Source organism: Streptomyces sp. Je 1-369 (assembly GCF_026810505.1).
Lineage (GTDB): Bacteria > Actinomycetota > Actinomycetes > Streptomycetales > Streptomycetaceae > Streptomyces.
Map to the genome: position 1 here is coordinate 6,764,004 of NZ_CP101750.1, position 26,372 is coordinate 6,790,375.

The window sequence follows — 26,372 nt, forward strand, 5'->3', positions numbered from 1 at the left end:
ATGGACCCCATGGGATTCCATGTCGACTCCGAGGCCGGGCGGCTGCGCCGCGTCATACTGCACCGCCCCGATCTGGAGCTCAAGCGGCTGACTCCGAGCAACAAGGACGCCCTGCTCTTCGACGACGTCCTGTGGGTGCGCAGGGCCCGTCAGGAGCACGACGGGTTCGCGGACGTGCTGCGCGACCGGGGGGTGGCGGTCCATCTCTTCGGCGACCTGCTGACCGAGACCCTGGACGTGCCCGCGGCCCGCCTCCTCGTCCTGGACCGCGTCTTCGACGAGAAGGAGTACGGTCCGCTCGCCACCGACCACTTGCGGGCGGCGTTCGAGACCCTGCCCTCGACCGAGCTCGCCGAGGCGCTGGTCGGCGGGATGACGAAGCGGGAGTTCCTGGAGCGCCACGCCGAGCCGACGTCCGTCCGCTTCCACTGCATGGACCTGGACGACTTCCTCCTCGGCCCGCTGCCCAACCACCTCTTCACCCGCGACACCTCCGCCTGGATCTACGACGGCGTCTCCATCAACGCGATGCGCTGGCCCGCGCGGCAGCGCGAGACCGTGCACTTCGAGGCGATCTACCGGCACCATCCGCTGTTCCGCGGCGAGGACTTCAACGTCTGGTCGCGCGGCCAGGCCGACTACCCCTCGACCATCGAGGGCGGCGACGTCCTGGTCATCGGCAAGGGTGCGGTGCTGATCGGCATGAGCGAGCGCACCACGCCGCAGGCCGTCGAGATGCTCGCGCACAAGCTGTTCGCGGCGGGCTCGGCGCAGACCATCGTGGCCCTCGACATGCCGAAGCGGCGCGCGTTCATGCACCTCGACACGGTGATGACGATGGTCGACGGCGACACGTTCACGCAGTACGCGGGCCTCGGCATGCTCCGCTCGTACACGATCGAGCCGGGCGTGGGGGAGCGGGAGTTGAAGGTCACCGACCATCCGCCGGAGCACATGCACCGCGCCATCGCCGCCGCGCTCGGGCTCGACGGCATCCGGGTCCTCACGGCCACGCAGGACGTGCACGCGGCCGAGCGCGAGCAGTGGGACGACGGCTGCAACGTCCTCGCGGTGGAGCCGGGCGTCGTGGTGGCGTACGAGAGGAACTCGACGACCAACACGCACCTGCGCAAGCAGGGCATCGAGGTGATCGAGATCCTGGGGAGCGAGCTGGGGCGCGGCCGGGGCGGGCCGCGCTGCATGAGCTGTCCGGTGCAGCGGGATCCGGTGCCGGGGCTGTAGCTCCTGCAGAGGGCCTCGCCGGTCACCAGGGCCTGACCGACCCCCGGCCGAGGGTCTGTATATAAATGTGGAGCGTCGTATATAGTTTCAACAGTCACCGTCTTTCGTACGCCCATCCGCATTCCTGGAGCGCCTCATGGCCACAGACCTCACCGGCCGCCACTTCCTCAAGGAGCTGGACTTCACCGCCGACGAGTTCCGCGGCCTGCTCGAGCTGGCCGCCGAGCTGAAGGCGGCCAAGAAGGCCGGGGCCGAGACGCAGCGGCTGCGGGGCAGGAACATCGCGCTGATCTTCGAGAAGAACTCGACGCGGACGCGCTGCGCCTTCGAGGTGGCCGCCGCCGACCAGGGCGCCTCGACGGTGTACATCGACCCCGCGGGCTCGCACATCGGCAAGAAGGAGTCCTCCAAGGACACCGCGCGGGTGCTGGGCCGCATGTTCGATGCCATCGAGTTCCGCGGGGACGCGCAGGACACGGTCGAGACGCTCGCCGCCCACGCGGGCGTGCCCGTCTACAACGGCCTGACCGACGACTGGCACCCCACTCAGATGCTCGCCGACGTGCTCACGATGACCGAGCACAGCGCCAAGCCCCTCACCGGCATCGCCTTCGCCTACCTCGGCGACGCCCGCTTCAACATGGGCAACTCGTACCTGATCACCGGCGCCCTGCTCGGCATGGACGTACGCATCGTCGCCCCCGAGGCGTACTGGCCCGCCCCGGAGATCCGCGCGCGGGCCCAGGAGCTGGCGAGGGCCAGCGGGGCCCGTCTGACGCTCACCGAGGATGTCGTGGAGGGCGTACGGGGGGCGGACTTCGTCGGCACCGACGTCTGGGTGTCGATGGGGGAGCCGCAGGAGGTGTGGGCCGAGCGCATAGCCGCCCTCGTGCCCTACGCGGTGACGATGGACGTCCTGCGCGCCACGGACAATCCGGACGTAAAGTTCTTGCACTGCCTGCCCGCCTTCCACGACCTCGGCACGAAGGTCGGACGCGAGGTCCACGAGACGTACGGCCTGGAGTCCCTGGAGGTCACGGACGAGGTCTTCGAGTCGGAGCACTCCGTGGTCTTCGACGAGGCGGAGAACCGCATGCACACGATCAAGGCGGTCCTGGTGGCGACGCTCACCTGAGCCCCCACGGCTTGAGCAACACCGGCACCACGCACCACGCACCACCAGAATCGAGAACCACCCCATGAGCCCCACTCGCACCAACGGGCTTCGCATCAAGTCCCCCGATCAGCTCGTCGCCGAATCGGGAGCGGACCTGGAGGGCCACGGCCTGCGGCGCACCATGGGGCTCTTCCAGCTCGTGTGCTTCGGCGTCGGCGCGATCGTCGGCACCGGCATCTTCGTCGGCCTTTCGGACTCCGTCGCCGAGGCGGGCCCCGCCGTCGCGATCTCCTACGTGCTCGCGGCCGTGACCTGCATCTTCACCGCGTTCTCGTTCGCCGAGCTGGGGGGTGCGATCCCGGTGTCGGGCAGCTCGTACTCCTTCGCGTACGCCTCACTGGGCGAGCGCACCGCATTCCTCGTGGGCTGGTGTCTGCTCCTGGAGTACGGCGTGTCGGTCTCCGCCGTCGCGGTCGGCTGGAGCCAGTACCTGAACGAGCTGCTGCACAGCCTCACCGGCTGGGAGCTGCCCGCCGCGCTGTCCGCGGGGCCCGGCGAGGGCGGCGCGGTGAACCTGCCCGCCGTCGTCGTCATCCTGCTCGCCGCCGTGCTCCTGGTGCGAGGCATCCGCGAGAGCGCCGGGGCCACGGCCGCCATGGCGGTCCTGAAGATCGGCATCCTGCTGCTCTTCCTGGCGATCGCGTTCAGTGCGTTCGAGGACGGCAACCTCACCCCCTTCGCGGGCGCGGGCGCCTCCGGCATCACCGCGGGCGCCTCGCTCGCCTTCTTCTCCTTCATCGGCTTCGACGCGGTCACGACGGCGGGCGAGGAGGTCAGGAACCCGCGGCGGAACATTCCGCTCGCCATCCTGATCTGCATCGGCGTCGTCACCCTGCTCTACGTCGCCGTGGCGCTCGCGGCCATCGGTGCCCTCGGCTCGGACGCCGTTGCCGACAGGCCCGCCGCGCTCTCGCTCATCGTCAACCAGGTCACCGACTCGGCCCTCGGCGGCGGCATCATCGCCTTCGGCGCGGTCGTCGCCATCGCCTCCGTGGTGCTCGCCGTGATGTACGGCCAGACCCGCATCCTGATGTCGATGTCCCGCGACGGCCTCATGCCGCGCGTCTTCGAACGCGTCTCGCCGCGGACCGGGACCCCCGTCGCCAACACGTGGATCGTCGCGGCGGTCGTCGCCGTGCCCGCCGCTTTCTCCTCGCTCGACGTCGTCGTCAACCTGACCACCATCGGCACGCTGGCCATCATGGTCGTGGTGAACGTCGCAGTGATCGCGCTGCGCCGTTCCGCACCGGACCTCCGGCGCACCTTCCGGGTGCCGTTCCACCCGGTCAGCCCGGTCCTCGGCGTCGGCTTCTGCCTCTATCTGATCTGGGGCACGGGCTGGACGACGTGGGTTCAGTTCGCCGTGTTCGTCGCGGTGGGCGCGGTGGTCTACGCGCTGTACGGGCGCGGGCACTCGCGGCTCGGGCGGGGCGAGGTGCCGACCGTCAGCACGCGTGCGGGGGCCTCGTAGGAAGCGTGAACCAGACCGCCTTCCCCGACGCGGTGGAGCGGTGGCCGCAGGACGAGCTGAGGGTGCGGATCAGGAGCAGGCCGCGCCCGTGCTCCTGCCAGGGGTCGGGCTCGACGTGCGGGCCGGGGGCGGTGAGGTCGCCGGGCGGCAGCGGGTTCGAGTCGTGCACCTCGACCTGACAGCCCGACGGCAGCAGCTCGATCACCAGCTCTATGGGGTCCTGTCCGCCGGTGTGCTCGACGGCGTTGGCGACCAGCTCCGCGGTGAGGAGCTCGGCGGTGTCGGTGTCGGGGGACGACTCGATGTCGGTGAGGGCGGTGCGGACCAGGGCACGCGCGACCGGCACGGCTGCCGTCGTGTGCGGCAGGGCGATGCGCCAGGAGGCGGGGGAGGAAGGCTCGTGCAAGGCGGGTCCGTTCAGGGCAGCAGGTGGCGGTCCTGCTTTCAACCGTACGAATCTTAAGCGCCAAGTCGACAGGGGCGACCGTCGGGCATTCCCGGGACGTCCGACCCTGTGGGGTCCCGTGGTGTCCGGGAGGTCGCATATCGCGCACTCGTGACGACAGTCACGGAACGGTGATAGCTTCGAGAGGTAGCCCCTGCCCGTGCACTCCAGCCCCAGGCCGAGGAGGCCGCACCTGATGAGTCCCTTCACCGGCTCCGCGACCCGCACCCCCGACTGGCGGCACCTGCGCCTCGCCGTCGACGAGGGCGTCGCCACGGTCACCCTCGCCCGCCCCGACAAGCTCAACGCGCTCACCTTCGGTGCCTACGCCGACCTGCGCGACCTCCTCGCCGAGCTCTCCCGCGACAAGTCCGTGCGCGCTCTCGTGCTCGGCGGCGAGGGCCGCGGCTTCTGCTCGGGCGGCGACGTCGACGAGATCATCGGCGCCACGCTCGCCATGGACACGGCCCAGCTCCTCGACTTCAACCGCATGACGGGCCAGGTCGTCCGCGCCATCAGGGAGTGCCCCTTCCCCGTGGTCGCCGCCGTGCACGGGGTGGCGGCGGGCGCCGGCGCGGTGCTCGCCCTCGCCTCGGACTTCCGCGTCGCCGACCCCTCCGCGCGCTTCTCCTTCCTCTTCACCCGGGTCGGCCTCTCCGGCGGCGACATGGGCGCGGCCTACCTCCTGCCGCGCGTCGTCGGACTCGGCCACGCCACACGGCTGCTCATGCTGGGTGAGCCGGTGCGCGCCCCCGAGGCCGAACGGATCGGCCTCATCAGCGAGCTGACGGACGAGGGCGGGGCGGCGGAGGCCGCGCGGTCCCTGGCCCGCCGCCTCGCCGAAGGACCGGCCCTCGCGTACGCGCAGACGAAGGCGCTCCTCACCTCGGAGCTCGACATGCCGCTTGCCGCGTCCATCGAACTGGACGCGTCGACCCAGGCGCTCCTGATGAACGGCGAGGACTACGCGGAGTTCCACGCGGCGTTCACGGAGAAGCGCCCGCCGAAGTGGCAGGGACGGTGACCATGGGAATCCCTGCCGCACCCTCCGCCGCGGGGCGGGCCCGCCGCATCGCCGTCATCGGCGGCGGCCCCGGCGGGCTCTACGCCGCCGCGCTGCTCAAGCGCCTCGACCCCGGCCGCGAGGTCACCGTCTGGGAGCGCAACGCGCCCGACGACACCTTCGGCTTCGGCGTCGTCCTCTCCGACGAGACGCTCGGCGGCATCGAACACGCCGACCCCGCCGTCTACGCAGCCCTTCAGGCGGAGTTCGTACGCTGGGACGACATCGACATCGTGCACCGCGACCGGCGGCACACGTCCGGCGGCCACGGATTCGCGGCGCTCGGCAGGCGCAGGCTCCTGGAGATCCTGCACGACCGCTGCCGGGACCTCGGCATCGAGCTGCGCTTCCGTACGGAGGCCCCGCCCGCCTCCGCACTCTCCTCCCAGTACGACCTGGTCGTCGCCGCCGACGGTGTCCACAGCCTCACCCGCGAGGCGCACGCCGACGTCTTCGAACCGACCCTGACCAGCCACCACTGCCGCTACATCTGGCTCGCCGCGGACTTCGCCCTCGACGCGTTCCGCTTCGAGATCGCCGAGACGGAACACGGCGTGATGCAGCTGCACGGATACCCGTACTCCGCTTCGGGAACGGGTGCCTCCACCGTCATCGTCGAGATGCGCGAAGAGGTGTGGGAGGCCGCCGGGTTCGCGGAACTCGACGAGCACGAGTCCACGGAACGCTGCGCCAAGATCTTCACGGAGGCGCTCGGCGGCCGCCCGCTGCGCGGCAACAACTCCTCCTGGATCAACTTCCGCACGGTCACCAACACCCGCTGGTCGTACGGCAACACAGTCCTGCTCGGCGACGCCGCGCACACCGCGCACTTCTCCATCGGCTCCGGCACGAAGCTCGCCGTCGAGGACGCGCTCGCGCTCGCCGCGTGCCTGGAGGAGCAGCCCGACGTCCCGGCCGCGCTCCGGGCGTACGAGGAGGAGCGCCGTCCCGTCGTCGCCTCCACGCAGCGAGCGGCCCGCGCCAGCCTCCAGTGGTTCGAGCGGCTCTCCGACTACCTGGACCAGCCCCCGCGCCAGTTCGCGTTCAACCTCCTCACCCGCAGCCGCCGCGTCACCCACGACAACCTGCGCCTGCGCGACGCGGACTTCACCCGCGCCGTCGAGCGTGACTTCGGCTGCCCGGACGGTACGCCGCCGATGTTCACGCCCTTCCGGCTCCGCGACCTGACCCTGCGCAACCGTGTCGTCGTCTCCCCGATGGACATGTACTCCGCCGTGGACGGCGTGCCCGGCGACTTCCACCTGGTCCACCTGGGCGCGCGGGCGCTCGGCGGCGCGGGCCTGGTCATGACCGAGATGGTGTGCGTCAGCGAGCGCGGCCGCATCACGCCGGGCTGCGCGGGGCTGTACACCGACGAGCAGGCGGACGCGTGGCGCCGCGTCACGGACTTCGTCCACGCGCAGGCGCCCGGCGCGGCGATCGGCCTGCAGCTCGGCCACTCCGGCCGCAAGGGCTCAACCAAGCGGATGTGGGAGGGCATCGACGATCCGCTGCCCGACGGCAACTGGCCGCTCGACGCGGCGTCGCCGCTGCCGTACAAGCGGGGCAGCCAGGTTCCTCGCGAACTCTCGCGGGCGGGTCTGACGGAGATCCGCGAACAGTTCGTGGCGGCGGCCCGCCGGGCCGACCGCGCGGGCTTCGACCTCCTCGAACTCCACGCCGCGCACGGCTACTTGCTGTCGGGCTTCCTCTCCCCGCTCACGAACCTCCGCACGGACGCGTACGGGGGCGACCTGCCGGGCCGTCTCCGCTACCCCCTGGAGGTCTTCGACACGGTGCGTGCGGTGTGGCCCGCCGCCAGGCCGATGACGGTCCGGATCTCCGCGACGGACTGGGCGGACGGCGGCACGACGGCCGAGGACGCGGTCGAGATCGCGCGGGCGTTCGCGGCGCACGGGGCCGATGCGGTCGACGTCTCCACGGGGCAGGTCGTGGCGGACGAACGCCCGGAGTTCGGCCGCTCGTACCAGACTCCGTACGCGGACCGCATCCGGAGTGTGACGGGCGTCCCGGTGATCACCGTGGGCGCGGTGTCCTCCTGGGACGACGTGAATTCCCTGCTCCTGGCGGGCCGCGCGGACCTGTGTGCGTTGGCCCGCCCGCACCTCTACGACCCCCACTGGACGCTGCACGCGGCGGCGGAGCAGGGTTACGCGGGCGCGGGGGCGGCATGGCCGCTCCAGTACGGTGCGGGGAGCCGCCGCCCTCGGACAGGCCGCGCGGACGCCCCCAAGCAGAGACTCCAGCTGCCCGTGTGAGGCCCCCGCCGTCCCTCGGATGCCGGGGGGGGGGGGGGCTCAGCGTGCCGTCGTGATTCTGATCTCGGCCGCCGTGCCCTCGCCTCGCAGCCTCAGCGTGCCCGGGCCCGTCCGGCGTACGCAGTCCAGGCGGGCGAGTGGGGTGTCCCTGCTGTCCGGGGCGGCCAGGGTGAGCCCCTCCGTGACCGGCATGAGCAGGAGGGTCTCGTCCGTCCCGCAGACCGGCTCCGCCCCACCCGCCGCGGTGACGTCGACGATGCGTACCCGTGCCGTCGCTCGGCCCCTTCGCGTCATCACGTTCAAGTTGCGTACCGCGCCCGCCGGGAGGTGGCAGTCCGTCGGCGCGTCGCCCGGGAAGGCGAAGGGAGTCAGGGGGGTGACGTGGTGCGGGGTGCCCTGCACCGTCAAAGTCATGGCGTGCGTGCCGTCCGCCTCGACCGGGGTGATCACGCGGTCGGTGTCGGGGAAGAGGGAGAAGGGGCCGTCTCCGGCCACGTCCGCCACGCTCACCCGCCAGGCCGCGCCCTCCGCGACCTCCCTGGTCGTACCGCCGCCGTTCTTCCACGGCACGCTGCGGTACTCGCTCCGGCGCAGCACTTGTTCGTCCACCGGCCCAGTCTATGCGGGGTGCACGAACCGGGCGCCGGCCTCCCTCAGGCGTTCGTCCAGGGCCGCGAACACCGCCGCCGAGCGGGCGCCCGGCCAGTCCGAGGGCAGGAGGCCGGCGGGGAGGCCCGGGTCGGCGTAGGGGAGTTGGCGCCAGGAGTCCAGGGCGAGGAGGTGGTCCCGGTACGCCTCCTCGGGGGAGCCAGGGGCGTCACGGGACTCCCACGCGCGGAGTACCGGCTCGTGGCGGTCCAGGAACGCCTCGTGCTGCTTGGCCAGGGCCGCCAGGTCCCACCAGCGTGCGACCGCCTCCGGTGTCGGCGTGAAGCCCAGGTGTTCGCCGCGGAACAGGTCGACGTACGGGGCGAGTCCGAGGCGGGTCAGGGTGTGCCTGGTCTCCGGGTAGAGGTGGGCCGGGGCGATCCAGACGCCCGGCGCCGCCGTGCCGAAGCCGAGGCCCGCGAGGTGCGAGCGCAGCACGTGGCGCTTGGCGCGTTCCGCCTCGGGGACGGAGAAGACCGCGAGGACCCAGCCCGTCCCGCGGTCGGCCCCCGCGCCGTAGATGCGGCGGTCGCCGTCCTCCAGGAGCTGACGGGCGTCGGGCGAGAGCGCGTACCCGGCCGCGCCCCCCTCCGTGCGTCCGGGCACGAGCAGGCCGCGCCGCTTCAGCCGGGACACCGACGACCGCACCGACGGCGCGTCGACGCCGACCGGCGCGAGGAGGCGCACCAGATCGGCGACCGGGACGGGGCCGGGCGCGGCCCGGCCGTGGGCGCCGTAGAACGTGACGATCAGGGACCGTGGAGTGTGCTGCTCGGACACGTGATCACTCTACGGGCCCGGGACCGCCCGGTATCCGGCCGCGCAGCCGGAAGCGCTGGAGCTTGCCCGTCGCGGTGCGCGGGAGCGCCTCCAGGAAGATGATCTCCCGCGGGCATTTGTAGGGCACGAGTTCCCCCTTCACGAACTCCCGCAGCCGGTCCGCGTCGGCCGCCGCGCCCGCGCGGAGCACCACGTACGCCACGGCGACCTGCCCGCGCAGCTCGTCGGGGCGGCCCACCACCGCCGTCTCCGCCACGTCGGGGTGGCGGAGCAGGGCATCCTCGACCTCGGGGCCCGCGATGTTGTACCCGGCGGAGATGATCATGTCGTCCGCGCGGGCGACGTACCGGAAGTAGCCGTCGGCGTCCCTGACGTAGGTGTCGCCGGTGATGTTCCAGCCGTGCCGCACGTACTGGAGCTGCCGCTCGTCGGAGAGGTAGCGGCAGCCGACCGGGCCGCGGACCGCGAGCAGTCCGGGCTCGCCGTCCGGCAGCGGTGCCCCGGAATCGTCGACCACGCGCGCGTGCCACCCGGGGACGGGGAGCCCGGTCGTGCCGGGACGTATCGCGTCGTCGGCGGCGGAGATGAAGATGTGCAGCAGCTCGGTCGCGCCGATGCCGTTGATGATGCGGTGCCCGGTGCGTTGTTGCCAGCTCTGCCAGGTCGCCGCGGGCAGGTTCTCACCCGCGGACACGCAGCGCCGCAGCGAGGAGACATCGTGTACGTCGTGCGCGTCGAGCTCGTCCAGCATCGTGCGGTACGCGGTCGGGGCGGTGAAGAGCACGCTGATCCCGTGCCGCCCGATCGCGGGCAACAGCTGCTTGGGACCCGCCTGTTCGAGCAGTACGGACGACGCGCCGAAGCGCAGCGGGAAGATGACGAGTCCGCCGAGGCCGAAGGTGAAGCCCAGTGGCGGGCTGCCCGCGAACACGTCGTCCGGCGTCGGCCTCAGGACGTGCCGCGCGAACGTGTCCGCGATGGCGAGCACGTCGCGGTGGAAGTGCATGCAGCCCTTGGGGCGGCCCGTCGTGCCGGAGGTGAACGCGATGAGCGCGACGTCGTCGGCCGCCGTGTCCACCGCTTCGTAGCGGTCGGGTTGCCGGGCGGCGCGCGCGAGGAGGTCGTCGGGGCCCTCGCCGCCGTACGTGGTGACGTTCAGGCCCGGCACACCGGCCTTGATCAGGTCGTCGACCGCCCGTACGTCGCAGAGCGCGTGCCGCACCTCGGCGATCTCGCACATGGTGGCGAGCTCCTGCGCGCGCTGCTGGGCGAGGACGGTCACGGCGATCGCGCCCGCCTTCATCACCGCGAGCCAGCAGGCGGCGAGCCACGGCGTGGTGGGCCCGCGCAGCAGGACGCGCTGCCCGGGCCGGACGTCGAGGTCGGCGGTCAGCGCGTGCGCGATCCGGTCGACGTGCCGCCGCAGCGCGCCGTACGTCCAGGTGTCGCCGGACGCGGCGTGGAAGGCGGGACGGTCCGCGCCGAACCGCTCGGCCGACCGGTCCAGGAGCTCCGCGCCGCAGTTGAGGCGGTCGGGGTAGTGGAGTTCGGGGCGGTCGTGGACCAGTGCGGGCCACTGCGCGCGCGGCGGGAGGTGGTCCCGGGCGAACGTGTCGACGTGGCCGGACGGTGTCGGCCCCGGGTTGGCTGGATTGCCGGTCGGTTCCATGGCGGCTCTGCCCCCTTGCCTGCCGGACGGGCGCTGTGGTGGGCTCGCTCCATGAGCGTATCGTGATGGTGACGACAGTCAACGGTGCGCGATAAAGGAGGGGACCGGGATGACGGCATTCTCGCTCGATCCTGAACAAACCGCCCGTTGCGCGGAGCTGCGGACGCTGGCCGCCGAGCGCCTGCGCCCCCTGGCGGAGAAGGGTGAGCCCGGCCACGTGAACCGGCCACTGGTCGCGGCGCTCGGCGAACTGGGCCTGCTTGGCTGCCTGTTCGAGGGGCGAGGTGCCGGTGCGACTCCTCCCGGCAAGGAGACCGGCGCCCTCGGCCTCTGCCTCATGCGGGAGTCCCTCGCCTACGCCTGCACGGAGGCCGAGACCGCCCTCGCCCTCCAGGGCCTCGGCGCCCACCCCGTGCACGCCCACGGCTCGCCCGAGCAGCGGGAACGGTGGCTGCCGCCCGTCCGCGCCGGGCACGCCGTCGCCGCCTTCGCGCTCTCCGAGCCGGGCGCGGGCTCGGACGCGGCGGCCCTCAGCCTCGCGGCGGAACCCGACGGCTCGGGCGGCTGGCGCCTCACCGGCGAGAAGTGCTGGATCTCCAACGCGCCCGAGGCCGACTTCTACAGCGTCTTCGCCCGTACGTCGCCCGGGGCGGGGTCCCGCGGCGTCACCGCGTTCCTGGTCCCCGCCGACCGCGCGGGCCTTACCGGCACCCCCCTGGAGATGCTCTCGCCGCACCCCATCGGCGCCCTCGCCTTCGACGGCGTACGGGTCGGCACGGAGGACGTGCTCGGGGAGGTCGACCGCGGCTTCCGGGTCGCCATGACGACGCTCAACCGGTTCCGGCCGAGCGTCGGCGCGTTCGCGGTCGGCATGGCGCAGTCCGCGCTCGACGCGACGCTGGCCCACACGGCGGAACGGACCGCGTTCGGCGGTCCGTTGAAGGATCTGCAGTCGGTCGGCCACCAGGTCGCCGAGATGGCGACGCGCACGGAGGCGGCCCGTCTGATGGTCTACGCGGCAGCGGCGGCGTACGACAGCGAGGGACCGCGAAGCCCCGGCATCGCCCGGCGCGCCGCGATGGCGAAGCTCATCGCCACCGAGACCGCGCAGTACGTGGTCGACGCGGCGGTCCAGCTGCACGGCGCCCGTGCGCTGCGCCGCGGCCACCTCCTCGAACACCTCTACCGCGAGGTGCGCGCGCCCCGCATCTACGAGGGCGCGAGCGAGGTCCAGCGCACGATCATCGCCAAGGAGCTGTACGCCAAGGAGCCGCACACTCAGCAGCCGCACACCCGCATGGATGTCCACGAGGAGGAACCGCCCGCATGAGCGACAGCGACCTGCACCGCGTCAACCCCGCCGAACTCGCCCCGGCCACGGGCTTCTCGCACGCCGTCACCGCGACAGGCTCCCGCCTGGTCTTCCTCGCCGGGCAGACCGCGCTGGACAGCGAGGGCGAGGTCACCGGCTCGACCCTGCCCGAGCAGTTCGAGCGGGCCCTCGCCAACCTCCTGACCGCCCTGCGCCACGCGGGCGGCACCCCGGCCGACCTCGCGCGCGTCACGGTCTACGCCACGGACGTCGCCGACTACCGCGCCCGCGCCCGCGAACTGGGCCACATCTGGAAGCGGTTGGCGGGCCGCGACTATCCGGCCATGGCGGTGGTGGGCGTCGTACGGCTGTGGGACGAGGAGGCCTTGGTGGAACTCGACGGAACGGCCGTGCTCGCCTGACCGCGCACGTTCCGCACCTCCCGCACCTTTCTGGCACGTCGGCGGGCCGAGGCGAGGGCCTGCTCCAGGGAGCGGGTGCCGGTGATCACGCACAGCGTGTACGTGACGTCGTCGAGCTGTCGGCGCAGCGCGGGGTCGACAGCCGCGCTGTCGGCCTTGGCGTGGAGGGATTCGTAGCGCTCGACGAGGTCAGCGAGGACGGAGGGGTGTGCCTGCAGCATGAACGTACTCCTGGACAGATGTCGGTGGGGGTATTCGTGGGGGTACTGGTGGGGGGATCTGATGCCCCTGTTACCCCCGGTTTCCGGCGTCATGCACCGGTCCCTTTCCTGAAAGGCGGAATGCCTGCTACCGGGTGCAACGGGCGGATCACGGGGTACCCGGCGACGACCGCGGCCACCGGGGTCGTGGACGACGGAACGTCCGAGAGTTCCGCAGGAGGGGTTACCACGTGCGTACGCGAAGGGTTTCGGGTGTCATCGGGGTTACGGTGCTCGCGGCGGCGCTGCTGTCGAGCTGCGGCGACAGCGACGACGGAGGAGGCTCCGACAAGCCGTTCGCCAAGGACAGCGCCGATCAGATCGCTTCCAAGGCGGTGGCGGCCACCAAGGACGCGGACTCCATGCGCATCAAGGGCGACATGCGGCAGGACGGCAAGCCGGTGAGCCTGGACATCGCGGTCGACCAGGAGAAGAACTGCGAGGGCACGATCGGCACCGGCGGCTCGAAGGCCGAGGTGCGCCACACGAACGGCACGCTGTACATGCGCGGCAACGAGCAGTACTGGAAGACGGCGCTGAAGGGCCAGCCGGGTGCGGAGAAGGCGATCTCCAAGGTCGCCGACAAGTGGGTCAAGATGCCCGCCGACGACGCGTCCACCGCCGGCATGTGCGACAAGCAGGGCCTGGTCGCGTCGATGGACGAGAACAAGTCCGAGCGCAAGGGCATGAAGAAGGGCGGGACGACGTCCGTCGACGGCAAGGACGCGATCGCCCTGACGAAGAAGGGCTCCGGCGGCGAGACGAACACGATGTACGTCGCCACGGAGGGCAAGCCGTACATCCTCCGGGTCTCCACGAAGGGCGGCGACGCCCCCAACGACGCCACGTTCGGCGACTACGGCAAGCCGGTGAGCCCGAAGGTCCCGGACAAGGGCGAGACGGTCGATATGAAGGAACTCGCCGCGTCCGGCGGTTAGTTGAAGTATCCGGGCCCAGTGGCCCTTGTTGCCCGAGCGGGGGCGTGACGGCCCAGCGCCGTGGCGCCCCCGTCGGCGTGCCGTCGCCGCCACGCGCGATCGCGGCTCCTCCGGGACCTCGGCCCGGAGGAGCCGCGTCCGCGGGTCAGATGTCCCGGAACGTCTCGATCTGCGCGCCCACCGAGTTCAGGCGCTCCGCCAGGTCCTCGTAGCCGCGGTTGATCACGTACACGTTGCGCAGCACCGACGTGCCCTCGGCCGCCATCATCGCGAGCAGGACGACGACGGCGGGGCGCAGGGCGGGCGGGCACATCATCTCCGCGGCGCGCCAGCGCGTCGGGCCCTCGACCAGGACGCGGTGCGGGTCCAGGAGCTGGAGGCGGCCGCCGAGGCGGTTGAGGTCCGTGAGGTAGATCGCGCGGTTGTCGTAGACCCAGTCGTGGATCAGCGTCTTGCCCTGCGCCGCCGCCGCGATGGCCGCGAAGAAGGGAACGTTGTCGATGTTCAGGCCGGGGAACGGCATCGGGTGGATCTTGTCGATCGGCGCCTCCAGCTTGGAGGGGCGGACCGTGAGGTCGATGAGGCGCGTCCGGCCGTTGTCGGCCGGGTACTCCGCGCTGCGGTCGTGGTCGAGGCCCATCTCCTCCAGGACCGCGAGCTCGATCTCCAGGAACTCGATCGGCACCCGGCGCACCGTCAGCTCCGACTCCGTGACGACCGCGGCGGCCAGCAGGCTCATCGCCTCGACCGGGTCCTCGGAGGGGGAGTAGTCGACGTCGACGTCGATGGTGGGGACGCCGTGCACGGTCAGTGTGGTCGTGCCGATGCCCTCCACCTCGACGCCGAGCGCCTCCAGGAAGAAGCACAGGTCCTGGACCATGTAGTTCGAGGACGCGTTGCGGATGACGGTCGTGCCCGCGCCGCGTGCCGCGGCGAGCAGCGCGTTCTCGGTGACCGTGTCCCCGCGCTCGGTGAGGACGATGGGGCGGTCGGGGGAGACGTCGCGGGCGACCGTCGCGTGGTACAGCCCCTCGGTCGCCGCGATCTCCAGACCGAACCTGCGCAGCGCGATCATGTGTGGCTCGATCGTACGGGTGCCCAGGTCGCAGCCGCCCGCGTACGGCAGCTTGAAGTGGTCCATGCGGTGCAGCAGCGGGCCGAGGAACATGATGATCGAGCGGGTGCGGCGGGCCGCCTCCGCGTCGATGGCGTCCATCTCCAGCTTGGCGGGCGGCACGATCTCCAGGTCGACGCCGTCGTTGATCCAACGGGTGCGTACGCCGATGGAGTTGAGGACCTCCAGGAGGCGGTAGACCTCCTCGATGCGGGCCACGCGGCGCAGCACCGTACGTCCCTTGTTCAGGAGGGACGCACAGAGCAGCGCCACGCACGCGTTCTTGCTCGTCTTGACGTCGATGGCGCCGGAGAGCCGACGGCCGCCGACAACTCGCAGATGCATGGGGCCCGCGTACCCGAGGGAGACGATTTCACTGTCGAGTGCCTCGCCGATTCGGGCGATCATCTCAAGGCTGATGTTCTGGTTGCCGCGCTCGATGCGGTTCACGGCGCTCTGGCTGGTGCTGAGCGCCTCGGCGAGTTGCGTCTGCGTCCAGCCCCGGTGCTGGCGGGCGTCGCGGATGAGCTTGCCGATGCGTACGAGGTAGTCGTCTGCCATGAGTTGTACGTTATCTCAGATATGAGATGACGCACGCGCTGGGGTAGGCCATCTGAGGTTCGGCCGTAAGAGGGGCCTTTTCCCGGTGCACGGGTGCACCCGGGAGCTCAGCCGCAGCCGCACGAGGCGTGCCGACCGTGCACCGACGCGTACGCCGTGGGCCGGGGCCCCGCCGCCGCCCGCGTCACTCGGGCGGCGGCCGCGCGTCCTGCCGACGACTGTGCGTCGTGCACCACTGTGCCTCCGACCAGCGTCATGCGCACCTCGGACGAACTGATATCGGCCACCGGACTCCGCGTCACATCGCGGTCGAGCAGCACCAGATCGGCCGCTTTTCCCCTCTCCACGGTGCCCGTGAGGCGGTCCGAGCGGAGTTGACGTGCGGTGCCCAAGGTGTGCATGAGCAGGGACGACGTACGGCCGAGACCTTCCTCCGCGCGGTACAGGTCGCCCTCACCGTCCATGCCCTCGCGGTCGATCGCGGTGCGGATCTGGTTCCAGACCTGCAGAGGGTCGACCGGCCAGTCCGAGCCACCCGCGAGCGCCGCGCGCCGGTCCTGGAGGCTGCGCGCCGGGTACTGCCAACGGTGGCGCCGGGCGCCGATGTAGGGCAGCAGCGCGTCCATCGTCCAGGTGTTGCGGGCCGCCCACTGGAGCTGCATGCAGGCGACGACGCCGAGCGCGGCGAACCGCGGCAGATCGGCGGGGTCGACCAGTTGGAGGTGGGCCGTGGTGTTGCGGAGATCACGGCGGCCGGTCTTCCGCAGGGCGTACGCGTACCCGTCGAGGGACGTGCGCACGGCGCGGTCTCCGATGGCGTGCGCGTGCATCTGCCAGCCCTCGGCGTTGAAAGCGGCGCTGAGGCGTCCGTACTCCGCCGACGACACGTACAGATCGCCGCGGTGGTCGGTGGGCCTGCCGTCCTTGTCGAGGTACGGCTCCAGGAGCGCGGCGGTCTGCGCCGGGTACTCGATGACGCCGTCGAGGAACACCTTGACCGTCCCGAAGCGCAGTCCGCGTACGTCCGCGAACTCCGCCCGCAGCTTCTTCGCGTACGAGACCGCAGCGGCCGGATCCTTCGTCATGTCGGTCTCGATGCGCACGGCGGGCACGATGCGCTGGAGCAGCCGGTCCGACTCGGCGAGCCGCTGATACAGCTTCAGCTCACCACGCCCCACGACGGCTTCCATGAACGTGGTGACCCCGGACGCGGCGGCCTCGGCGAGGGTTTTCGCGGCGGCATCCGCCAACCGGGTCTCGTCGGGCTCGGGGATGTGCCGGGAGACGAGCGGCTGGGCGTCGTCCTTGAGCACGCCGGTCGGCTTGCCGTCCGTACCCTTCACGATTCTGCCGCCGACCGGGTCGGGCGTGGACGCGGTGATCTTCGCGATGTCCAGGGCGCGCTGATTGGCCCACAGGTTGTGGCCGTCGCCGCCGCGCAGCGCGATCGGGCGGCGCGTCGGCAGCGCGTCGAGCATCGTGTGGTGCGGGGCGGTGCCGTGGGGCAGCAGCCCGACCGGATTCCAGTCCTCCACGACGAGCCACCCGTCGGGCTCTTGCTCCGCCGAGTCCTTGAGGAACCCCGTCAGCGTCTTCCGCAGCTCCGCGACGGTCTGCTCGGCGCCCGCGAGCGAGGGCCGCAGCGACCGGCTCGCGGCGTCCATCGGGTGGGCGTGCCCGTCGTGGATGCCGCTCATGACGGTGCCGCCCGCCGCGTCCACGACGTCGGTGTCCCGCCCGACGTACCGCTTGACGTCGGTGTCCGAACCGACGGCGAGTATCCGCCCGTCCCGGCCGACGGCCACGGCTTCGTGCCGGGTGGTGGCGGCGTGGACGGAGGTGCCGGTGAAGACCCGGGCGTTGTGGACGACGAGGGCGGCGGAGCGGCGACGGGAGGCGGGGGAGGCGGGGGAGGCCGCGGCGGCGGGGCCGGCCGCGGTGACGAGCCCGGCGGCTCCTGCGGCTCCCGCGGCTCCCGCGGCGGCGAGGAGACCCCTTCGCGAGAGGAAGGAAGTCTGCTGGGCGGAAGCTTCGTACGACTGGGACACGACCACACACACTCCAAGGCGTAGCGAGACCGATGAGGAAGGTGGACGGAACCCTCGACGAGTAATCCGTTAACCAGAACCCGCCCCGGACGACGGATTCCGTACGATGTGCCGCGTGCCAGGGCCGACACTCGCCGACATAGCCCGCGCCGCGGAGGTCTCGCACGCCCTCAACGGCACCGGCAGGGTCGGCGACGCCACCCGCCGCAGGGTCCGCGAGACGGCCACCCGCCTCGGCTACGGCACGCCGGGCCCGCCCCGCACCCGCACGCTCGGCATCGCGGTCACCACGTTCCCCGCAGCCTGGAACTACACGGACATCGCCTACTTCTCCCGCGCCGTCACCGCGGCCACCTCCGCCGCCCACGCCCGCGGCTACGCCCTGATCACCCTCCCCGCCGACCGCGCCGCCGACGACGCCTGGCACCACCTCGCCGTCGACGGCATGCTGATCATGGACAGCCCGCGGGGTGACCCGATGGTCCGCGCGTTGCGCGCCCGCGGCATCCCGCTCGTCTTCGACGGCGCCCCCGGCGACCCGCGCCCCGGCGACCACTGGGTCGACAACGACCACGAGTCGACCGTCCGCGAGGTGCTCGACCACCTCTCGGCGTCCGGCGCCCGCCGCGTAGCGCTCCAGTCCGGCAGCGGCGACGAGCACTACGCGCGCGCGGTGACGGCGGCGTACGAACGCTGGTGCGCGGACCACTCCACGCCCCCTCTGGTCATCCCCTTCGACGAGACCGACGACGAAGGCCACGCGTTCGACCCCCTGCTACAGGACGGCGAGGACGGCGAAGGCCGCGTCGACGCCGTCTACGCCGCGTACGACCCCGGCGGCCGCCAGCTCCTCGCCGCCGCGGCCCGCCACGGCCTGCGCGTCCCCGACGACCTGCGCGTGGTCTGCGCGAGCGAGGACCCGGCCTACGCGGAGACGACCCCACCCGTGACGACGGTGACCCTCGCCCCGGACCAGATGGCCCACGCCGCCGTCGCGGTCCTCGTCGCCCTGATCGAGGACGACGGCACGGCACCTCGGGGCCCGGTGTCGATCCCGGCCGGTCTGATCGTGCGCGCGTCATCGGCCACGCGCCCGGCTCAACCGGCCTGAGGCGTGGCCCCCGCCAGGACCGTGCCGACGACCCGCCCGACCTCCGCAGCCGGGGGCGCGACACCATCACGCCCCGCGAACAGCAGATGCCCGCTCCCGATGACGGTGAACGCGAGCGCGTCGGTGTCGCAGTCCGCGACGAGCCTGCCGAGGCCGCGCTCCGCCGCGAGGTAGCCGGCGAGCACGGAACCGGCCTCCGTCAGGAGGGGGATGCCGACCGGCGTGGTCCGCCGCAACCGCGCCCGCAGCGCGTCCCGCGAGGTGACCAGGCCGAGAACGCCCAGCGCAAGCGGCCCGAACAGGTCCGTCAGCGCGGCGGCGACGTTTCCGCTGACGGTGCCCGTCCCCGCGACCCCGCGCAGCGCCGCGCCTCGCGCCTCCACCGCGGCGATACGGTCGCGCACCAGCTCGGCGAGGAAGTCGTCGAAGTCGTCGAAGTGCCGGTGCAGGACCCCCTTCGCGCAGCCCGCCTCCGTGGTGACCGCACGGCTGGTCAGCGCGTTCGGCCCGTCCCGGACCAGGACGCGTTCGGCGGCGGCGAACAGCTGCTCGCGCACGTCGCGGATGGCCACCCCTGTGGGCACGTCGGTTCCGCCTCTCTGCCGTACCGCCCCACCCGACCCTTGACGAGTGGGCGCGTGCCCACTCAAGGTGGGCGCATGCCCACTATCCCCGAGAGTGAGCCGCACCGGCACCGTCGGACGGCAGAATCCTTCGGCACGGACGCCGAACGCTACGACCGGGCCCGCCCCCGCTACCCCGACGCGCTCATCCGCCGCATCGTCGCGACCGCCCCGGGCCCCGCGCGCCAAGACGTGCGAGACGTCCTCGATGTCGGCTGCGGTACCGGCATCGTCGCCCGGCAGCTGCACGCGGCAGGGTGCGCGGTGCTTGGCGTCGAGCCCGACGAGCGGATGGCGGACCTGGCGCGGCGGCTCGGCACGGAGGTCGAGCCCGGGACCTTCGAGGGCTGGGACCCGGCGGGCCGGACGTTCGACGCGGTGGTCGCGGGGCAGGCCTGGCACTGGGTCGACCCGGTCGCGGGGGCGGCGAAGGCGGCACGGGTCCTGCGTCCCGGCGGCGTCCTCGCGGCGTTCTGGAACGTGCACGAGCCGCCGCCCGTCGTGGCGGACGCGTTCGCCGACGCGTTCCACAGGGTGGCGCCCGACGCGCCGTTCGACGTCCGCGCGAAGCCGAGTCCGGCCCCGCTGCTCGACACGGCGGCCGACGGCATTCGCGCCGCGCACGCCTTCGACGACCCCGAGCGCTGGACCTGCGCGTGGCAGTGGACGTACACCCGCGATGCCTGGCTGGACCAGCTCCCGACTCAGGGCGCGCTCACCCGGCTCCCCGCGGAGGCGCGGTCCGAGGTGCTCGGGGCGGTCGGCGCCGCCGTCGACACGCTGGGCGGCAGCTTCACCATGCGCTATACGACGGTGGCACTCATCGCCACCGCCCGGACTGCGGGCGCCCCGTGACACAGGGCATGCGGGCGCGCCTCGTCGGACCGAGGGGTCATGTACTAGAGTTATCTCGACATCGAGATATCTGCCGAGGCGCACCAGAAGCCGCCACTCGGTAAGGGTTACCTAACTAAGCCTTACCTTAGCGGACCGACGAGGAGTCGTGGCGGCAGGATGTACGGAACGCGCGAAAAAATCTGAAGGAGACTGTCGTGTCGGCGAACAGCTTCGACGCCCGCAGCACGCTGCGCGTGGGCGACGAGTCGTACGAGATCTTCAAGCTGGACAAGGTCGAGGGCTCCGCACGCCTTCCCTACAGCCTGAAGGTGCTGCTGGAGAACCTGCTCCGTACCGAGGACGGCGCGAACATCACCGCCGACCACATCCGCGCGCTCGGCGACTGGGACTCGCAGGCCCAGCCCGCGCAGGAGATCCAGTTCACGCCCGCCCGCGTGATCATGCAGGACTTCACCGGCGTCCCCTGCGTCGTGGACCTCGCCACCATGCGTGAGGCCGTGAAGGAGCTCGGCGGCGACCCGGCGAAGATCAACCCGCTGGCCCCGGCCGAGCTGGTCATCGATCACTCCGTCATCGCCGACAAGTTCGGTACGGCGGACGCCTTCGGCCAGAACGTCGAGCTGGAGTACGGCCGCAACAAGGAGCGCTACCAGTTCCTGCGCTGGGGCCAGACCGCGTTCGACGAGTTCAAGGTCGTCCCGCCGGGCACCGGCATCGTCCACCAGGTCAACATCGAGCACCTGGCCCGCACGGTCATGGTCCGCAACGGCCAGGCGTACCCCGACACCCTCGTCGGCACCGACTCGCACACCACGATGGTCAACGGCCTGGGCGTCCTGGGCTGGGGCGTCGGCGGCATCGAGGCCGAGGCCGCGATGCTGGGCCAGCCGGTCTCCATGCTGATCCCGCGCGTCGTCGGCTTCAAGCTGACCGGCGAGCTGAAGGCGGGCACGACCGCCACGGACCTCGTCCTCACGATCACCGAGATGCTGCGCAAGCACGGCGTCGTCGGCAAGTTCGTCGAGTTCTACGGCGAGGGTGTGGCGGCCACGAGCCTCGCCAACCGCGCCACCATCGGCAACATGTCGCCGGAGTTCGGCTCCACCGCCGCGATCTTCCCGATCGACGACGAGACGCTGAAGTACCTGCGTCTGACCGGCCGTGACGAGCAGCAGGTCGCGCTCGTCGAGGCGTACGCCAAGGAGCAGGGTCTCTGGCTCGACCCGGCCGCCGAGCCCGACTTCTCCGAGAAGCTCGAGCTCGACCTCTCCACGGTCGTGCCGTCGATCGCCGGTCCGAAGCGTCCGCAGGACCGCATCGTCCTCGCCAATGCCTCGGAGCAGTTCAAGATCGACGTCCGTAACTACGTCGACTCGGTCGACGAGGCGGGCAAGGAGTCCTTCCCGGCCTCCGACGCCCCGGCCACCACGAACGGCGTCCCGTCGAACCCGGTCCTGGTGACCGCCCCCGACGGCTCGACGTACGAGCTGGACCACGGCGCGGTGACGGTCGCGGCCATCACCTCCTGCACCAACACCTCGAACCCGTACGTGATGGTCGCCGCCGCGCTCGTCGCGAAGAAGGCCGTCGAGAAGGGCCTGACCCGCAAGCCCTGGGTCAAGACCACCCTCGCCCCGGGCTCCAAGGTCGTCACCGACTACTTCGACAAGGCGGGGCTCACCCCCTACCTCGACAAGGTCGGCTTCAACCTCGTCGGCTACGGCTGCACCACCTGCATCGGCAACTCGGGCCCGCTCCCCGACGAGGTCTCGAAGGCCGTCAACGACCACGACCTGGCCGTGACGTCCGTCCTCTCCGGCAACCGGAACTTCGAGGGCCGCATCAACCCCGACGTCAAGATGAACTACCTGGCGTCCCCGCCGCTGGTCGTCGCGTACGCCCTCGCCGGCTCGATGAAGATCGACATCACCACCGAGGCCCTGGGTGCCGACCAGGACGGCAACCCGGTCTTCCTCAAGGACGTCTGGCCCACCGAGGCCGAGGTCAACGACGTCGTGGCGAACGCCATCGGCGAGGACATGTTCAACAAGTCCTACCAGGACGTCTTCGCGGGCGACGCCCAGTGGCAGGCGCTGTCGATCCCGACCGGCAACACCTTCGAGTGGGACAGCGAGTCCACCTACGTCCGCAAGCCCCCGTACTTCGAGGGCATGGCGCACGAGCCGTCCCCCGTCGAGGACATCACGGGCGCCCGCGTCCTCGCCAAGCTCGGCGACTCGGTGACGACGGACCACATCTCGCCCGCCGGTGCGATCAAGGCCGACACCCCGGCCGGCAAGTACCTGACGGAGCACGGCGTGCAGCGCCGCGACTTCAACTCGTACGGCTCGCGCCGAGGCAACCACGAGGTCATGATTCGCGGCACGTTCGCGAACATCCGCCTGCGCAACCAGCTCGCGCCGGGCACCGAGGGCGGCTTCACGCGTGACTTCACGCAGGCCGACGGCCCGGTCTCGTTCATCTACGACGCCTCGCGCAACTACATCGAGCAGGGCACCCCGCTCGTCATCCTGGGCGGCAAGGAGTACGGCTCCGGCTCGTCCCGTGACTGGGCCGCCAAGGGCACCGCGCTCCTCGGCGTCAAGGCCGTCATCACCGAGTCGTACGAGCGCATCCACCGCTCGAACCTCATCGGCATGGGCGTCCTGCCGCTCCAGTTCCCGGAGGGCCAGACCGCCTCGTCCCTCGGCCTGACCGGCGAGGAGACCTTCTCCTTCACCGGCGTGACCGAGCTGAACAACGGCACGACCCCCCGCACGGTCAAGGTCACCACCGACACGGGTGTCGAGTTCGACGCGGTCGTCCGCATCGACACCCCCGGTGAGGCGGACTACTACCGCAACGGCGGCATCATGCAGTACGTGCTGCGCAGCCTGATCCGCAAGTAGTCCGGCGGGCAGGACAGGGCACGGCAGGCAGTTGAGGGCCGTACCCCCGGACGCGTTCCGGGGGTACGGCCCTCGCCACGTTCTTACGTCAGCGGTGCCGACGAGCCCGAGCGCATGACGTGGTCGACGTGGATCAGGCGGGCGAGGAACCGGCCGTTCTCCACGTTCGCCTCGACGCCCACGGGCGCGAGCGAGTTCCCGTCCGGGAGCCCGGCGTAGTACAGGCCGGGGAGCGCGCCGAGGAGGCCCTTCCGCTGGACGGGGGCGCCGTCGGCGTCGAGGACGCGGCGCGGCAGGATGCCGTAGTCCGGCCCGAAGCCGGTGCACCAGATGATGGTGCCGATGGCGTGGTGCGCCAGGTCGAGGGTCTCCCCGAAGGCGGTCACGGCGTCCAGCGGCATCGCGGGCGCCGGATGCTCCTCCGGTGCCGCGAAGCCCCGCTCCCGGATCTCCGTGTCGATGAGGTCGATGGCCCGCCGGAACGACCGCGCGGACTCCTCCGCCGTGGCGACGACGTTCTCCTTGAGCAGGAGCCGACCGCCGTCCGCCGCGCGTACCGAGCCGACCAGGGTCACGCCCTTCGCGGCCAGCGTGCCGAGGTTCAGGTCGTCGCTCTTGTCCTGCACCGCGGTGACCGGCAGGCCGGGCAGGACCGGCCCGCCGTCGCCGCTCGCCGCGCCGAACTCCGCGTACAGGGAGGGGATCGCGCCCAGCCACTCCTGAATGCCCCGGCCGCGGTGCCGGCGGGGCCACGCGCGATGACGGCCGACCGCGAGGAACGTGCGCCGCCCGGAGTCCACCAGTTCGTCGGCGATCTGCTGGCCGCTGATGCCCGCGCCGACCACCAGGACGGCACCGTCCGGCAGGGACCGGGGGTTGCGGTAGTCGCGGGAGTGGATCCGGTGCACGGCCGGGTCGACGTCGGCGGCCAGGGCGGGGGTGCGGGGAGCCGCGTAACCGCCCACCGCGGCGACGAGGTTGCGGGATTCGACGATGTCACCGGAGGCCAGGTGTGTCCTGAACCGTACGTCGTCGTGCTCGGAAACGTCCGGCAGGCACTCGACTCGTTGGACAGCCGTGTGCTCCCGCACTTGGAGCTGCCGTTCCGCCACGTAACGGCGCAGGACGCGGGCCAGTTCGGGGCCGGACGGGCAGCCGTAGGGGTCGTCACCCTCGTACTCCAGACCGGGGAACCGGACCGACCGGTTTCCGCTGCCCACGAGCAGGCTGTCCCACCGTTCGTGGGCCCAGGCCTGACCGATCTCGCCCCGCTCCAGGACGAGCGCGTCCCGCCCCCGCTCCTGGAGGGCCCCGGCCACTCCGCACCCTTGCTGCCCGGCACCGACGACGACGGTCTCCACGTACTCCACTGCTACTGCTGCCATGAACCGGCCCTTCCCTTCACTTAGGTTTACCTAAGTGAGACCTTGCCTCCTCAAGTCGCCTTGATGTCAACTGGGTTCATGGCGCGACGCGGCAAGGTCCTCATCGGTGAAGCGGCGGCTCTGTACGGACTGGCGCCGTCGACGGTGCGGTGGTGGGAGCGGGAAGGGGTGCTCGATCCGCCCGCGCGCGAGGGCGGCAAGCGGCTCTACGACGACACAGGACTGCGCCGCATCGGCCTCGCGTATCTGTGCTGCGTGGTCGGGCGAATGCCGCTGAACCAGGCCGCGGTGGTGACTTCGGGGGAGGCCACGCGCGACGCCTGGCAGTCCGCGGTCGAAGGTCAGTTGGCGCGAGTCGAGCGGCAGATCGCCCAACTGGAGGCGGCCCGGGGGTACCTCCGCCACGCGCTGGGCTGCACGGACGACGACATCGCGGGGGAGTGCCCGGTCCTGGACGCGGAGTTGGCCGCGCACACGCCGCGCGGCCGCTACCCGGACGCCGACCTCGTCACGGCGGCCCGCGAGGCCCACGCGCCCGACGCGCTCGACGCGTCCTACGCTCCGCGTGACGAAAAGGCGGCGGACCGCGCTGAGGGTGACGAAAATCCGGGGAGCTGCCCCGTCTGTCAGGGGCCGGTCGCACTACCCTCGCGCGGCCGCCCCCCGACGTACTGCTCACCCGCCTGCCGACAACGCGCCTACCGCTCACGTCGCCGCGCGTGAAGGGTCAACTCAGCGGAATGCTCTTCACGGCGGACAGCAGCGGGATGAGGACGTAGTCGCCGTTGCCCGCACCGCAGACCGGCCGTGTGTCGACGGTGTCGGAGATGTTCGTGCCCGTCGTGTAGCGCTTGTCCGGGGCCGGTACGACGCTCGTCATGTGACTCTTGAGCCGCTCTGAGTAGTACACGCACTGGTGCAGGTTGAGGCGGCTGCCCGTGGTCAGGTCCAGGGGCAGGGAGCCCGAGAGGCCGGGGTTGGGCACGTGGTTGCCGTTGCCAGGACCGCAGGTCGGAGAGGTCTCCTTACTGTTCGAGACCTTGGTGCCGGTGGAGTAGCGCCCGTCGCCGCTCGGCGTCACCAGGGTGGTGAAGCGGTCGGTGCTCGCGCTCCGGTAGTAGTCGCACTGCTGGAGGTTGAGGTAGCGCCCGGCGCCGAGGTTCAGCGCCTCGACGCCGTGCAGGATCGGCACGGGTACGTGATTGCCGTTCCCCGCGCCGCAGGCCGCCGTGGTGTCGGCGGTGGCGGAGTGCTTCGTGCCGGTGGAGTAGCGTCCGTCGCCGCTCGGCGTCACGAAGGTGTTGAAGTGGTCGTCGAGGCTGCTCGCGTAGTACGCGCACTGGTGCAGGTTGAGATAGCCGGAGGCGCCCCGTGTCGCCCCTGCTGTCTCCCCGCCCGGCGTCGCCCCCGCTGCCTGCGCGCCCGTGTTCCCCGTGCCCATGGCGGCCACCATGCCCACCGCCACGGCGAGCACCGGGCGCCACAGGCGGCGGCTGGTCCGTCGCTTCATGTCGTGGTTCTCCTCTCCCTGCGCGGAGCGCTCAGGGCGCGCCCCGCACCTCGGACCACGAAGGTCCCAGGAGGAACGCGGGGCCGGGTACCCCCAGATCTGGGGATACCCGGCCCGCGAGGACTGTGCCTACGGTTGCGGCCACCCGCCGTACGGCACGGTGATGAGCTCCATCGCGTGCCCCGCGGGGTCCAGGAAGTACACGCCACGACCGCCGTCGTTACGGTTGAACTCGCCCGGCTGCTTCTGCTGCGGGTCGGCCCAGTGCTCGATGCCGCGCGCACCGATCTTGTCGTAAGCCGCGTCGAACTCCGCCTCGGAGACGAGGAAGGCGTAGTGCTGCGGGGTGATCGACCCGGCGGGAACGGTGGCGAAGTCGAGGGTGACCGAATTGCTGAGGACGACCGCGATGAACGGTCCCCATTCCGCACCGATTTCGAGGCCCAACAGCTCCGCGAAGAACTCGGCGGACTCCCGGTTGTCCCGGGCATGGACGATCGTGTGATTCAACTGAACTGACAAGGAATGCCTCCACAAGGCATCTCCC

Annotated in this window: 23 protein-coding genes; 12 read left to right on the plus strand and 11 right to left on the minus strand. The window is 71.5% G+C overall.

Features of this window, described 5'->3' with window-relative positions:
• Positions 1-9: 9 nt before the first annotated feature.
• The 3 genes from NOO62_RS30490 to NOO62_RS30500 all read left to right on the plus strand — a co-directional run bounded on the left by NOO62_RS30490 (position 10) and on the right by NOO62_RS30500 (position 3,890).
• The gene (locus NOO62_RS30490) at positions 10-1,242 is read left to right on the plus strand and encodes an arginine deiminase (RefSeq protein WP_268774001.1); all 1,233 of its coding nucleotides are present in this window, start codon (positions 10-12) and stop codon (positions 1,240-1,242) included.
• A 136-nt stretch (positions 1,243-1,378) separates the two neighbouring features.
• A complete protein-coding gene (gene argF / locus NOO62_RS30495; protein ID WP_268774002.1) occupies positions 1,379-2,377 on the plus strand; it encodes an ornithine carbamoyltransferase in 999 nt (332 codons plus the stop codon).
• A gap of 64 nt (positions 2,378-2,441) precedes the next feature.
• Positions 2,442-3,890, plus strand: coding sequence for an amino acid permease (locus NOO62_RS30500; RefSeq protein WP_268774003.1), 1,449 nt, complete (start codon positions 2,442-2,444; stop codon positions 3,888-3,890).
• Here the strand turns inward: NOO62_RS30500 and NOO62_RS30505 are convergent.
• Positions 3,865-4,311, minus strand: a complete 447-nt coding sequence (locus NOO62_RS30505; RefSeq protein ID WP_268775852.1) for an ATP-binding protein — start codon at positions 4,309-4,311, stop codon at positions 3,865-3,867. The genes NOO62_RS30500 and NOO62_RS30505 overlap by 26 nt on opposite strands.
• A gap of 220 nt (positions 4,312-4,531) precedes the next feature.
• Between NOO62_RS30505 and NOO62_RS30510 the strand changes: the two genes are divergently transcribed.
• Positions 4,532-5,359: an enoyl-CoA hydratase family protein gene (locus NOO62_RS30510; protein WP_268774004.1), complete on the plus strand. Its 828-nt coding sequence runs from the start codon at positions 4,532-4,534 to the stop codon at positions 5,357-5,359.
• A gap of 2 nt (positions 5,360-5,361) precedes the next feature.
• Complete coding sequence (locus tag NOO62_RS30515; protein ID WP_268774005.1) at positions 5,362-7,677, plus strand: bifunctional salicylyl-CoA 5-hydroxylase/oxidoreductase; 2,316 nt, start codon at positions 5,362-5,364, stop codon at positions 7,675-7,677.
• A 39-nt stretch (positions 7,678-7,716) separates the two neighbouring features.
• Here the strand turns inward: NOO62_RS30515 and NOO62_RS30520 are convergent, their stop codons facing one another.
• Genes NOO62_RS30520 through NOO62_RS30530 form a run of 3 tightly spaced genes read right to left on the minus strand, consistent with a single transcriptional unit; the run spans position 7,717 to position 10,774 of the window.
• Complete coding sequence (locus NOO62_RS30520; protein ID WP_268774006.1) at positions 7,717-8,286, minus strand: HutD family protein; 570 nt, start codon at positions 8,284-8,286, stop codon at positions 7,717-7,719.
• A gap of 9 nt (positions 8,287-8,295) precedes the next feature.
• Positions 8,296-9,105 (minus strand): PaaX family transcriptional regulator C-terminal domain-containing protein, encoded by an 810-nt coding sequence (locus NOO62_RS30525; protein WP_268774007.1) that lies wholly within the window; start codon positions 9,103-9,105, stop codon positions 8,296-8,298.
• 4 nt (positions 9,106-9,109) lie between these two features.
• Positions 9,110-10,774: an AMP-binding protein gene (locus NOO62_RS30530; RefSeq protein WP_321170619.1), complete on the minus strand. Its 1,665-nt coding sequence runs from the start codon at positions 10,772-10,774 to the stop codon at positions 9,110-9,112.
• Between the two features lie 109 nt (positions 10,775-10,883).
• On the opposite strand from NOO62_RS30530, the gene NOO62_RS30535 reads away from it, so the two are divergent.
• Both NOO62_RS30535 and NOO62_RS30540 read left to right on the plus strand, forming a co-directional pair.
• A complete protein-coding gene (locus NOO62_RS30535) occupies positions 10,884-12,104 on the plus strand; it encodes an acyl-CoA dehydrogenase family protein (protein WP_268774008.1) in 1,221 nt (406 codons plus the stop codon).
• Complete coding sequence (locus NOO62_RS30540; RefSeq protein ID WP_268774009.1) at positions 12,101-12,508, plus strand: RidA family protein; 408 nt, start codon at positions 12,101-12,103, stop codon at positions 12,506-12,508. The genes NOO62_RS30535 and NOO62_RS30540 overlap by 4 nt, the downstream gene beginning before the upstream one ends.
• Here the strand turns inward: NOO62_RS30540 and NOO62_RS30545 are convergent.
• The gene (locus NOO62_RS30545; RefSeq protein WP_268774010.1) at positions 12,421-12,729 is read right to left on the minus strand and encodes a DUF5133 domain-containing protein; all 309 of its coding nucleotides are present in this window, start codon (positions 12,727-12,729) and stop codon (positions 12,421-12,423) included. The genes NOO62_RS30540 and NOO62_RS30545 overlap by 88 nt on opposite strands.
• A gap of 230 nt (positions 12,730-12,959) precedes the next feature.
• On the opposite strand from NOO62_RS30545, the gene NOO62_RS30550 reads away from it, so the two are divergent.
• Positions 12,960-13,706: a hypothetical protein gene (locus NOO62_RS30550; RefSeq protein ID WP_268774011.1), complete on the plus strand. Its 747-nt coding sequence runs from the start codon at positions 12,960-12,962 to the stop codon at positions 13,704-13,706.
• 145 nt (positions 13,707-13,851) lie between these two features.
• Here the strand turns inward: NOO62_RS30550 and NOO62_RS30555 are convergent, their stop codons facing one another.
• Positions 13,852-15,381 (minus strand): helix-turn-helix domain-containing protein, encoded by a 1,530-nt coding sequence (locus NOO62_RS30555; protein ID WP_268774012.1) that lies wholly within the window; start codon positions 15,379-15,381, stop codon positions 13,852-13,854.
• 107 nt (positions 15,382-15,488) lie between these two features.
• Positions 15,489-17,429 carry an amidohydrolase gene (locus NOO62_RS30560; RefSeq protein WP_268774013.1) on the minus strand — a complete coding sequence of 647 codons (1,941 nt, stop codon included), beginning with the start codon at positions 17,427-17,429 and terminating at the stop codon, positions 15,489-15,491.
• A 106-nt stretch (positions 17,430-17,535) separates the two neighbouring features.
• On the opposite strand from NOO62_RS30560, the gene NOO62_RS30565 reads away from it, so the two are divergent.
• Entirely contained in the window at positions 17,536-18,540 is a 1,005-nt protein-coding gene (locus NOO62_RS30565) for a LacI family DNA-binding transcriptional regulator (RefSeq protein WP_268774014.1), read from the plus strand.
• Here the strand turns inward: NOO62_RS30565 and NOO62_RS30570 are convergent.
• On the minus strand, positions 18,528-19,124 hold the full coding sequence (locus NOO62_RS30570; RefSeq protein WP_268774015.1) for a TetR/AcrR family transcriptional regulator: 597 nt from the start codon (positions 19,122-19,124) through the stop codon (positions 18,528-18,530). The genes NOO62_RS30565 and NOO62_RS30570 overlap by 13 nt on opposite strands.
• A 75-nt stretch (positions 19,125-19,199) precedes the next feature.
• Here NOO62_RS30570 and NOO62_RS30575 point away from each other — a divergent pair, with 75 nt between their 5' ends.
• Both NOO62_RS30575 and acnA read left to right on the plus strand, forming a co-directional pair.
• Positions 19,200-20,018: a class I SAM-dependent methyltransferase gene (locus tag NOO62_RS30575; protein WP_268774016.1), complete on the plus strand. Its 819-nt coding sequence runs from the start codon at positions 19,200-19,202 to the stop codon at positions 20,016-20,018.
• 197 nt (positions 20,019-20,215) lie between these two features.
• Positions 20,216-22,930 (plus strand): aconitate hydratase AcnA, encoded by a 2,715-nt coding sequence (acnA, locus tag NOO62_RS30580; RefSeq protein ID WP_268774017.1) that lies wholly within the window; start codon positions 20,216-20,218, stop codon positions 22,928-22,930.
• Between the two features lie 83 nt (positions 22,931-23,013).
• Here acnA and NOO62_RS30585 read toward each other — a convergent pair whose 3' ends face one another.
• A complete protein-coding gene (locus NOO62_RS30585) occupies positions 23,014-24,315 on the minus strand; it encodes a flavin-containing monooxygenase (protein ID WP_268774018.1) in 1,302 nt (433 codons plus the stop codon).
• Positions 24,316-24,393: 78 nt separating this feature from the next.
• On the opposite strand from NOO62_RS30585, the gene NOO62_RS30590 reads away from it, so the two are divergent.
• The gene (locus tag NOO62_RS30590) at positions 24,394-25,038 is read left to right on the plus strand and encodes a MerR family transcriptional regulator (protein ID WP_268774019.1); all 645 of its coding nucleotides are present in this window, start codon (positions 24,394-24,396) and stop codon (positions 25,036-25,038) included.
• A gap of 4 nt (positions 25,039-25,042) precedes the next feature.
• Here the strand turns inward: NOO62_RS30590 and NOO62_RS30595 are convergent, their stop codons facing one another.
• A complete protein-coding gene (locus NOO62_RS30595) occupies positions 25,043-25,825 on the minus strand; it encodes a hypothetical protein (protein WP_268774020.1) in 783 nt (260 codons plus the stop codon).
• 129 nt (positions 25,826-25,954) lie between these two features.
• Entirely contained in the window at positions 25,955-26,347 is a 393-nt protein-coding gene (locus NOO62_RS30600) for a VOC family protein (protein ID WP_268774021.1), read from the minus strand.
• Positions 26,348-26,372 lie beyond the last annotated feature (25 nt).

Coding starts and splice junctions, on each gene's coding strand:
- NOO62_RS30490 (WP_268774001.1), top strand. CDS start 10: ATGGGATTCCATGTCGACTCCGAGGCCGGGCGGCTGCGCCGCGTCATA.
- argF (WP_268774002.1), top strand. CDS start 1,379: ATGGCCACAGACCTCACCGGCCGCCACTTCCTCAAGGAGCTGGACTTC.
- NOO62_RS30500 (WP_268774003.1), top strand. CDS start 2,442: ATGAGCCCCACTCGCACCAACGGGCTTCGCATCAAGTCCCCCGATCAG.
- NOO62_RS30510 (WP_268774004.1), top strand. CDS start 4,532: ATGAGTCCCTTCACCGGCTCCGCGACCCGCACCCCCGACTGGCGGCAC.
- NOO62_RS30515 (WP_268774005.1), top strand. CDS start 5,362: ATGGGAATCCCTGCCGCACCCTCCGCCGCGGGGCGGGCCCGCCGCATC.
- NOO62_RS30530 (WP_321170619.1), bottom strand. CDS start 10,774: ATGGAACCGACCGGCAATCCAGCCAACCCGGGGCCGACACCGTCCGGC.
- NOO62_RS30535 (WP_268774008.1), top strand. CDS start 10,884: ATGACGGCATTCTCGCTCGATCCTGAACAAACCGCCCGTTGCGCGGAG.
- NOO62_RS30540 (WP_268774009.1), top strand. CDS start 12,101: ATGAGCGACAGCGACCTGCACCGCGTCAACCCCGCCGAACTCGCCCCG.
- NOO62_RS30545 (WP_268774010.1), bottom strand. CDS start 12,729: ATGCTGCAGGCACACCCCTCCGTCCTCGCTGACCTCGTCGAGCGCTAC.
- NOO62_RS30555 (WP_268774012.1), bottom strand. CDS start 15,381: ATGGCAGACGACTACCTCGTACGCATCGGCAAGCTCATCCGCGACGCC.
- NOO62_RS30565 (WP_268774014.1), top strand. CDS start 17,536: ATGTGCCGCGTGCCAGGGCCGACACTCGCCGACATAGCCCGCGCCGCG.
- NOO62_RS30575 (WP_268774016.1), top strand. CDS start 19,200: ATGCCCACTATCCCCGAGAGTGAGCCGCACCGGCACCGTCGGACGGCA.
- NOO62_RS30585 (WP_268774018.1), bottom strand. CDS start 24,315: ATGGCAGCAGTAGCAGTGGAGTACGTGGAGACCGTCGTCGTCGGTGCC.
- NOO62_RS30590 (WP_268774019.1), top strand. CDS start 24,394: ATGGCGCGACGCGGCAAGGTCCTCATCGGTGAAGCGGCGGCTCTGTAC.
- NOO62_RS30595 (WP_268774020.1), bottom strand. CDS start 25,825: ATGAAGCGACGGACCAGCCGCCGCCTGTGGCGCCCGGTGCTCGCCGTG.